General features: G+C 74.2%; 7 protein-coding genes. 4 read left to right on the top strand and 3 right to left on the bottom strand.

The genetic code is table 11. From position 1 onward, the window contains the following. Positions 1-138: 138 nt before the first annotated feature. Complete coding sequence (locus ACFWP2_RS36130) at positions 139-705, bottom strand: DUF4396 domain-containing protein (RefSeq protein WP_380459677.1); 567 nt, start codon at positions 703-705, stop codon at positions 139-141. Between the two features lie 145 nt (positions 706-850). On the opposite strand from ACFWP2_RS36130, the gene ACFWP2_RS36125 reads away from it, so the two are divergent. Both ACFWP2_RS36125 and ACFWP2_RS36120 read left to right on the top strand, forming a co-directional pair. After that, on the top strand, positions 851-1,549 hold the full coding sequence (locus tag ACFWP2_RS36125; protein ID WP_380459675.1) for a class I SAM-dependent methyltransferase: 699 nt from the start codon (positions 851-853) through the stop codon (positions 1,547-1,549). Positions 1,550-1,823: 274 nt separating this feature from the next. After that, on the top strand, positions 1,824-2,666 hold the full coding sequence (locus ACFWP2_RS36120) for an undecaprenyl-diphosphate phosphatase (protein ID WP_380459685.1): 843 nt from the start codon (positions 1,824-1,826) through the stop codon (positions 2,664-2,666). A 184-nt stretch (positions 2,667-2,850) separates the two neighbouring features. On the opposite strand, the gene ACFWP2_RS36115 is transcribed toward ACFWP2_RS36120, so the two are convergent. Next, positions 2,851-4,362 carry a HEAT repeat domain-containing protein gene (locus ACFWP2_RS36115; protein WP_380459673.1) on the bottom strand — a complete coding sequence of 504 codons (1,512 nt, stop codon included), beginning with the start codon at positions 4,360-4,362 and terminating at the stop codon, positions 2,851-2,853. 287 nt (positions 4,363-4,649) lie between these two features. Here ACFWP2_RS36115 and ACFWP2_RS36110 point away from each other — a divergent pair, with 287 nt between their 5' ends. Then, positions 4,650-5,228 carry a hypothetical protein gene (locus ACFWP2_RS36110; RefSeq protein WP_380459671.1) on the top strand — a complete coding sequence of 193 codons (579 nt, stop codon included), beginning with the start codon at positions 4,650-4,652 and terminating at the stop codon, positions 5,226-5,228. Positions 5,229-5,339: 111 nt separating this feature from the next. Here the strand turns inward: ACFWP2_RS36110 and ACFWP2_RS36105 are convergent, their stop codons facing one another. After that, on the bottom strand, positions 5,340-6,821 hold the full coding sequence (locus ACFWP2_RS36105) for a hypothetical protein (RefSeq protein WP_380459669.1): 1,482 nt from the start codon (positions 6,819-6,821) through the stop codon (positions 5,340-5,342). Between the two features lie 759 nt (positions 6,822-7,580). On the opposite strand from ACFWP2_RS36105, the gene ACFWP2_RS36100 reads away from it, so the two are divergent. Next, positions 7,581-8,561: an aminoglycoside phosphotransferase family protein gene (locus ACFWP2_RS36100; RefSeq protein ID WP_380459683.1), complete on the top strand. Its 981-nt coding sequence runs from the start codon at positions 7,581-7,583 to the stop codon at positions 8,559-8,561. Positions 8,562-8,656 lie beyond the last annotated feature (95 nt).

The following is an 8,656-nucleotide window of genomic DNA, read 5'->3' as shown; positions in this document are numbered from 1 at the left end:
CCCATTCCCCGGCGGCCCCCCCCCCCCCCGCGGCGGGTACCCGGGGGCGGGGGGGGGCCCCACCGCCCCCGCCCCGGCCGCCAGCGTCCCCGGGCCGCCCCGGGCCGCAGGCGAGAGGTTCCGGTGCCCCGGACGGGGTCAGTGCTGGTGGTAGGCGTGCACCACGGCATGGCCGCGGCCCCGGCCGATCATCCACTTGTTGACCGGGACGGTCAGCGCGAACGCCAGGGCCAGCGAACCCGCCAGCGCCACCCAGAACAGCAGGTCCCCGAGGCCCGCGTCCATCGCCCCCGGGACGGTGACCATCACGGTGTTGTCGATCAGCTCCATCACCAGGATCGAGACGGTGTCGGCGGCCAGCGCGACCTTGACGGCGGCGCCGACGTCGAGGCCGGCCTTCAGCACGCCGCGCATGGTCAGCGCGTAGCCGAAGACGAAGGCCAGCAGGATCGAGAGCACCACGGTCGCGCCGTTGTGCAGGCCGAAGGCGGTGCCCAGCACCATGCCCAGGACCTCTCCGATGGCGCACCCGGTGAGGCAGTGCAGGGTCGCCTGCGCGGCCGTCCGCCAGTCGACTCCGCCACCGCCGTGGGCCTGCTGGTGGCCGCCGTGCACCCGGTGGTCGTGGTGACCGCCGTGGTCGTGCCCGTGGTGCCCGCCGTTCCCGTGGTGCTCGTGGTGCTCGTGCTGCGCAGGCTGTGCCATGTCGTCCTCCACGTGCCCCGGCGCCCTGTTCGGCGCCGCTTCCCTCGCTCCGTCGCTGTCGAACATATACCCCCATGGGGTATCCGACAATCCCTTTCCGGCGCCCTCTTCCCCCCGCGCACCCGTCCGTGATCCGATGAACGGCATGGCAGCGGACGAACGACGCACGGGCTACGACGGAACGGGCGAGGGCGCGATCAGCCCGGACGGCTGCGCCGTCGAGGTGTGGAGCCGCCTCCCCGTGGGCGACGCCCCGGACGTGATCGAGGCCGCGGTGCCGCCCGGCGCGCGCATCCTCGAACTCGGCTGCGGCGTCGGCCGGATGACGCACCCGCTGACCGACCGCGGGTTCGCCGTGACGGCCGTGGACGAGTCCCCCGACATGCTGGCCCGGGTCCGTGCGGACATCCGCACGGTGCGCAGCCCGATCGAGGAGCTGGACCTCGGCGAGCGCTTCGACGTCGTCATGCTCGCCTCCTTCCTGGTGCACGCCGGTGATGTGACGGTCCGCCGGGGCCTGCTGGAGACCTGCCGCCGGCACGTCACCGAGGACGGCTGTGTGCTGGTGCAGCGCGAGGGCGAGGACTGGCACCGGACCGTCCCGCGGGAGAGCGTGATCGGCCCGGACGCTCGGGCCCGGCTGGTCTCGGCCACGCCGGTCGGCGACGGCGTCAACTCCGTGCGCTTCGAGTACGTGTTCCCGGACGGCACTTGGACGCAGACCTTCCTGTCCCGCCCGCTCAGCACGGAGGCGTTCGAGCAGGCGCTCGCGGAGGCCGACCTGGTGGTCGAGCGCTACCTGACCGCGGACCGCACCTGGGTCCGGGCACGGCCGGTGCTCTAGGCCCCGCCCAGGGCCGGTTCCCGGCCGATGTACCCGGTTCCCGGCCGGCGGTGGGACGGCGGTGGACCGGCGGTGGGCCTGTGCGCAAAGCCGGAACAAAGGGTGAACAAAGAACCGTCACCTTCACCCCGTACCATCAGCCGCGCGCCGGGCTCGCGCGCGGCCCGCGGGCCGGGCGGGTCACGGCGGCCCCGCCCGCCCTTCCGACCCGCAAGGACCCGCCCATGCCGCCCCTGCCCCACGCCCGACGGATATCCCCGGCGGGTGCCCGGTGATCGAATGGTTCCACGGGGCCGTCCTCGGCCTGATCCAGGGGCTCACCGAGTTCCTGCCGATCTCCTCCAGCGCCCACCTGCGGGTCTTCTCCGCCCTGCTGGGCTGGGACGACCCGGGTGCGGCCTTCACGGCCGTCACCCAGCTCGGCACCGAGACGGCGGTGCTGATCTACTTCCGCCGGGACATCGCCTCGATCATCAAGACCTGGGTGCTGTCCCTGTTCCGGCCGGCGCTGCGATCGGACCCGGACGCGCGGATGGGCTGGTTCGTGATCATCGGCACCCTGCCGATCGGCATCCTGGGCAAGCTGTTCCAGGACACCATCGAGACCCACCTGCGCGACCTGCGGATCATCGGCACCACACTGATCGTCTTCGGCCTGATCCTGGCCTTCGCCGACCGCACCCGGGCCGTCCGCCACGCCCGTCCGATCACCGACCTCACGCTGCCGCACGCGGGCATCTACGGCCTCGCCCAGGCGCTGGCGCTGATCCCGGGCGTGTCCCGCTCCGGTGGCACCATCAGCGCGGGCCTGCTGCTCGGCTACAGCCGGGAGGCGGCGGCCCGCTACTCGTTCCTGCTCGCCATCCCGGCGGTGCTCGCCTCGGGAGCGCTGGAGCTGTTCAAGATCGGTGAGGGTCCGGCGCCGGCCTGGGGGCCGACCATCCTGGCCACCCTGATCGCCTTCGTGGTCGGCTACGCGGCGATCGCCTGGTTCCTGAAGTACATCTCGAGCCACAGCTTCATGCCGTTCGTGGTCTACCGGGTCCTGCTCGGCGTCCTGATCATCGGACTGGTCATCGGCGGCGTCCTGACCCCGGACGCGGGCGCGGTGAAGTAGCACCGAACGGATGCGGAACCGGGCCGAACCGGACCCGGGTCGACCGGACCGAGCCCGACCGGAACCGGTCGAACGAGAACCCGGTTTCAGAAACGCGGACCCGCGAAAACGAGTGGGCCGGGACACCTTCACGGTGTCCCGGCCCACTGAACGTTGAGGACCCGGGCCTGTCGACGGCAGACCCCTAACGCCCGGGCTCCCGGGCGGCGGTCAGTCTGCCGCGTACGGCGGCGTGGACCTCGGCCTCCTCGGCCGGATCGGCGGCGAGCCTGCGCAACCGCTCCAGCACACGCGCGTCGCCCGTGGTGGCGACATGGCGCGCGGCGAGCTCGCGCGTGGACTCCTCGCAGTCCCAGAGGCACTCGACGGCGGGCCCCTCGGGGAAGTGCACGTCGGTCGCGGCCAGCGCCTGGGCGGCACGTCCGCGCAGTTCGGAGGAGGCGGCCTCCCCGTAGATGTGGCGCAGGACCGGCACGGCGTCGGCGGCGGCCAGCCGCCCCGCACCGTCCACCAGCGACCCGAGGCCGGTACCGCTGACCCCGCGCACGGAGATCCAGCGGCGCAGCCCCGCCACCACCAGCGGCGCGTCGACCGGTTCCCCGGCGTCGGCGAGCAGCTGGACGGCGGCCTCACCGAGCGCGCTGTCGGCGCCGCCGGTGGCCGGGTCGGCCCAGCGGCGGGCGTGTACCAGCACCTCGGGGCCGCGCATCCGGCCGAGGAGTTCCAGGGCGGCCCGGACGATCCGGTCGTCCACGTCCGCCGCGGCGGCCTCGATCAGCTCGACGGCGGCCGGGTCGCGCTGGTCGACCAGGTGGCGCAGGGCGGCCCGGCGGGCGCCGGGCAGGCCGTCGCGCGCCGCTTCGAGCAGCAGCGGGCGGTCCTCGGGCCGGACCACGGCGGTCAGGCAGCGGGCGGCCGCGGCGGCACGGCGGTCCACCACGTCGGGGCCGGAGGGCGTGTCGGGGCCGCGTGCGGGCTCCGGGCGGTCGTCGGGCCGGCCGAGGAAGGCCCCGGCCCCGAGGCCGCCGAGCTCACCCTGGTCGGCCCAGGCCAGCACGTCGGCGGTGGACCAACCGGGGGTGACGCCGCTGCGGTTGATCTGGCGTTGCCACAGGTCGAAGGGTGACTGTTCGCTGGCCGCGGCCACTCTGGGGTGATAGGCCGCCCACAGCCGCCAGGGCCGGGGCTCGTACGCGTTGCGGATGAACTCCCGCAGCTCGGCGTCGCCCTCGGGGCCCGGCGCGAAGCGGTCCAGCACGGCGGTGCCGAGCAGCAGCAGGCCGCGGTCGTCGTCGCGCAGGGCGAGCTCGTCGAGGGCCCAGGCCCAGTTGGCGCCGGTGGCGGCGTACTCGCGCAGCATCAGCAGCGCGTCGCGCCGGCCGTACGCGGCGAGGTGGCCCAGGACGGAAAGGGCGAGGCCGGTGCGGCTCTCGTCGTCGGTGACCAGGTCCTCGGCGGAGTGGAGGTGGTCCTCGATGCCCTCCAGGGGGGCTTCCAGGTCCATGTAGATGCGCGCGTAGTAGAGGGACCGACTCTCGACCTGCCAGTCGGCTCGCGGGTCCCTGGTGACGCACTCCTCCAGCGCGGCGATGGCCTCGGCACGGTCGGCGGCCAGCGCGTGGAGCTGCCCGTCACCACGGCCTCGCTGAAGGAGGCCTAGGAGGCTGGCACTGGGTGCTATCACTGGCTCGAACATGAGGTCAGCATCCGTTGCGGCGGTCGTAGTGGCAACGGGATTTCCGTCGCCGGGGTCTCTGGTCGGTACTGCGGTGGGCGCCCGGGCGCCGGAATCACCGAAGGTTACCGCCTCGGGCCCCCGTCCGCACACAGGGCGACGACGGCTCCGGCCACAGTGGCATATGCCAGCGGAATCTTGCCCGTGTTCTGTCCAAATCGCCCACAAGGGTGACGACGCTGTGCGACAGTCTTCTCACTGTCCGAACGGCCCGCACCCCGCGGGCCGTACCGAGCGATGGGTCCGCCATGAACATGCCCTTAGGCGCCACCCGCCCGCCGGGCGCCACCACGGTGGGCGGTGCCCCGACGGGCGGGAGCGGCATGGTGAGCGGCGCCACCGCCGACGCGCCCCGCACCGTGGGCGAGGACGGCGGCAGCGGAGACGCCCCCGGCGCGGGCGACGCCGACAGCGGAACGGACGGCAGAGTGGACGGCACGGCGCAGGAGCCATCCGGCCCCTTCCTCGACAACGGCCGCGACCACGACGGAATCGACGGCGGTCTGATCGGCTCCGCCGCATGGGACCTGCTCACCGACGGGATCCACTGGAGCCCGGAGACCTACCTCCTCCTCCGCTGCGACCCGGAACACGGCCCGCTCAGCCTCGACCGGCTGCCCGACCGCCTCCCCGAAACGGACCGGCCGCTGCTGCGGCGGATGATGACCGACGCCCTGGTGCACGGCCGCCATGCCGCCGGCACCCTGCGGGTCCGCCGTCCCGACGGACGGCACGACGGCGTCGAGTGCGCGAGCGAACCCGTCCTCGGCACGGACGGCACCGTCGTCGCACTGCACATGCTGCTCCGCCCGGCCCCGCCGCGCTGAGCCGACCGACCGACCGACCGACCGACCGACCAACGAACCGACCCGGCGCCCGCCGCTCCGAGCCGACCGACCGACGGCCCGCACCCCCCGCGGCGGCGACGCGGGAACCCGTCAGGTCAGCCGCCGCCGGTTCTTGGCGTCCGCCGCCCGCAGCTCCCGGCCCAGTTCCTCCCGCAGCTCGTCCACCACCGGCAGCCCCCGGTACTGCGCGGTCAGCCGGTACATCTCCCGCAGCCGGTCCCAGGTCCGGTGCGAGGAGTTCTGGCCGATCAGGTTCAGCACCATCTTGGCCTGGAACCGCGCCGCGTCCGGCTCACCGGTCATCAGGTGCACCGAGGCCAGGGTGATCCGGTCGAACAGCGCCGACCGCAGCTGCCCGGTGCCCTCCCGCAGGGTGATCACCCGCTCCGCGTGCCTGCGGGCCTCGGCGGCGGCCGCCCGGTCGTGCTCGGACAACGTGCGCAGCACCAGGGCCTGCATGCCGCGCAGTTCGGCTTCGTCGAACACCTGCATCCACGAGGGCGGCGGCTCCGGTGCCTCCTCGCCGAACAGGTCCTCGGCCTCCCCGAGCAGCCGGTAGGTGTCCTGGGAGTGCCCGAGCGAGGCGTGCGCCCACGCCTCGACGGTGTTGAGCATGGCGCGCGTTCTGGGCGTCAGCCGCCCGCCGGTCGCCTTGGCCGCCGCCATCAGGTCGAGCGCGTCGTCGGCCCGGCCCAGGTGCACCATCTGCCGCGCGGCGCGGGAGAGCGCCTCACCCGCCCGCGGCCGGTCGCCGGCCTCCTTGGCCGCGTCCGCCGCCATCATGAAGTACTTCTGGGCGGTGGGCTCCAGGCCCACGTCGTGCGACATCCAGCCCGCCAGCACGGCCAGATTGGCCGCGACCAGCCACAGCCGCTGCTCCACCGCGGGCGCGTGCCGGTGCGTCAACAGCCCGCCGACCTCGTTCAGTTGGCCGACCACCGCCTTGCGCTGCAAGCCTCCACCGCGGGCGGCGTCCCAGGCCCGGAACACCTTCACCGAGTGCTCCAGCGACTCCACCTCGTCGAGCCCGACCGGGCCCGCGTCGTACACGTCCACCACCGGGTGCACACCGCTCCCGGTGACCACCTGTCGCGGCCCGGGGACGGAGGCCGCGTACGCGACCGCGTCCCCTCCCAGCCAGCCCTTCAGCGAGTCGGCGATGACCGCCCCGGCCGTGAGCGCGGCTCCGGCGCCCACCAATCCACGTCGGTTCAGCATGAGGTCCATTCCCGTGAACTCGGTGAGGACCGCGGCTGTTCGATCCGGCGACCACGGCACTGCTCCGGACGTGTCCGCTCCGGACCTGGTGGGCCGGTGTCGTTCCAGACCGAGGTCCTCAGTGGTGACGACACGGCCGAGCCGCTCCGTGAACACGGCCGCCAGCACCCTCGGCACCGGATCGCGCGGGATCTCCCCCTGCTCGATCCAACGCCGTACCCTCGACGTGTCGGTGGACAGCTGCAGCTGACCCATCGCGGCACCCCGACGGTTGACCAGCCGCGCCAGCTCGCCCTTCGACCATCCGGTCAGGACGAACAGATCGGCCAGTCGGGTGTTGGGTTCCCTGCTCAATGAAGCCCCCAGGTTCCTCGGCTGATCCGAGGCTAGAGGCTCTGGCAAGTGCCAGGCGAGCATTCGCCACCGTTCGCCAGGGCCCGCCAGACTACTAAGCCAGTGCCCGACGGGTGTGTTGTAGAGGTGCGTCACCTCGCCCCCCGGGTCGGGCGGCGTCCCACCAGCGTCGGGGCTGTCCCCCGACGGTGACACGGGGCGCTCCCTGCCCTCACCCGAGGGGGTGGCGCGGCCGGGTGGCGCGGGAGCGCCGGGCACGGCCACGGCAGTCCGGCCGACCGCATTCCCCAGGGTGCGGACGGCCGGAGCACCGTCGAACAGGGGTTCCTGACCCCGCGTCCGTGCCCGGCGCCCGTGCACCACCCACCGCACCATCCGACGTACCGCACCATCCGACGTACCGCACCACCCGCAGGGCCGCCGTCACGCCAGGAAGCACACGGCACCGGCCCTCCCCCGCCCCCGCGGGGCAGCACCCGCCGACGGACCGGAAGGGACCACCCTCAGCCCATGTACTCCTCAGCGACGACCCCCACACCCACCGCGACCCGCCCCGCGCTGCGCCCCCCCACCGCAGCCGCCGGCCGCACCGGCCCCAAGGCGCTGCCCCCGGCGAGCCGGCCCTCGGCCCCGCGCGGCGCCGAGGGCCGGGTCACGGACCCCCGGGTCGTCCCGACCGGCCGCACGGCACTGGGCCCCGCCGGCCGTACCGCGCTCGGGCTGCGCGCCCCCGAGACCGCCCTGCCCGCCGGTGGCCGGATGCCGCTGGCCCGGCAGGCCGACGGCCAGGTGCTGCGGGCCCGGCGGCCCGGCGGCCCCGAGCGGATCGACCCCTCGGCGCTCCAGACCCCGGCGGTCCGGGCGGCGCTCGCCGGCATCTCGCGGATATGTCCCGCGTTCACCCCGCGCCAGGTCCTGCGTGAGGGCAGCCGCCACATCCTGGTGGCCGGCACCATCGGGCGGGCTCCGGTGGTCGCCAAGTGCCTGGCGCCGCAGGCGGTGCGGAGTGCGTACTTCGAGCAGCTGGTGGCCGACTTCCACCACGAGGTGGCGGTCTACCGGGCGTTCGTCCGGCACCGCCCGCCGGTGCGGCTGCCCCGGCTGGTCGCCGCCGACCACGACCGCTGCGTACTGGTCTTGGAGCGCGTCCCCGGCCGCCCGGCCGCCCGCGAGCGGCACCCGGTCAACGCGCCCACGCCGGGCGAGGTGCGGGCGCTGCTCAACACCGTCCGCACGCTGAACCTGTGGCGGCCGCCGACCGACGTCTTCCAGCCGCGCCTGGACTACCAGGTGGAGATCGCCCGCTACCACTCGGTGGGCCAGCTCACCGACCGGGACGCCGGCGACCTGCGCGGCCTGCTGCACGGCCTCGGCAACACCCCGCTCCAGCTCTGCCACGGCGACGCCCTGCTCAGCAACATGCTGCTGGCGCCGTCCGGCCCCGTGCTGGTCGACTGGGAGCAGGCCGGCTGGTACCTGCCCGGCTACGACCTGGCCGTGCTCTGGAGCGTCCTGTCCGGGGACACCGCGGCACGCCGCCAGATCAGCCAACTCGCCCAGAGCGGCGGCACGATGGCCCGGGACGCCTTCCTGGTGAACCTCGTGCTGGTGCTCATGCGGGAGATCCGGCTGTACGACGTGCCGGGTGCCGGCGAGGAGCAGCGGATCATGATCCGCCGGCTCTACGACGACGCGGCGCTCGCCCGCCGCGCCGTCCGCGCCGCGGTCGGGACCCGCTGAGCCGCGGCGTCGGGGGTCGCTCATCGTCGGGCCGTGCCCCGGGAGCGCCGCCCGACAGGACGGGCCCTACGTCCGGGAACCCCGTTCCAGGGCGG

The organism is Kitasatospora sp. NPDC058444 (assembly GCF_042721415.1).
Taxonomy (GTDB): Bacteria; Actinomycetota; Actinomycetes; order Streptomycetales; family Streptomycetaceae; genus Kitasatospora.
This window is presented reverse-complemented; position numbering and strand designations above follow the sequence as displayed.

Coding starts and splice junctions, on each gene's coding strand:
- ACFWP2_RS36115 (WP_380459673.1), bottom strand. CDS start 4,362: ATGTTCGAGCCAGTGATAGCACCCAGTGCCAGCCTCCTAGGCCTCCTT.
- ACFWP2_RS36130 (WP_380459677.1), bottom strand. CDS start 705: ATGGCACAGCCTGCGCAGCACGAGCACCACGAGCACCACGGGAACGGC.
- ACFWP2_RS36100 (WP_380459683.1), top strand. CDS start 7,581: ATGCCGCTGGCCCGGCAGGCCGACGGCCAGGTGCTGCGGGCCCGGCGG.
- ACFWP2_RS36110 (WP_380459671.1), top strand. CDS start 4,650: ATGAACATGCCCTTAGGCGCCACCCGCCCGCCGGGCGCCACCACGGTG.
- ACFWP2_RS36125 (WP_380459675.1), top strand. CDS start 851: ATGGCAGCGGACGAACGACGCACGGGCTACGACGGAACGGGCGAGGGC.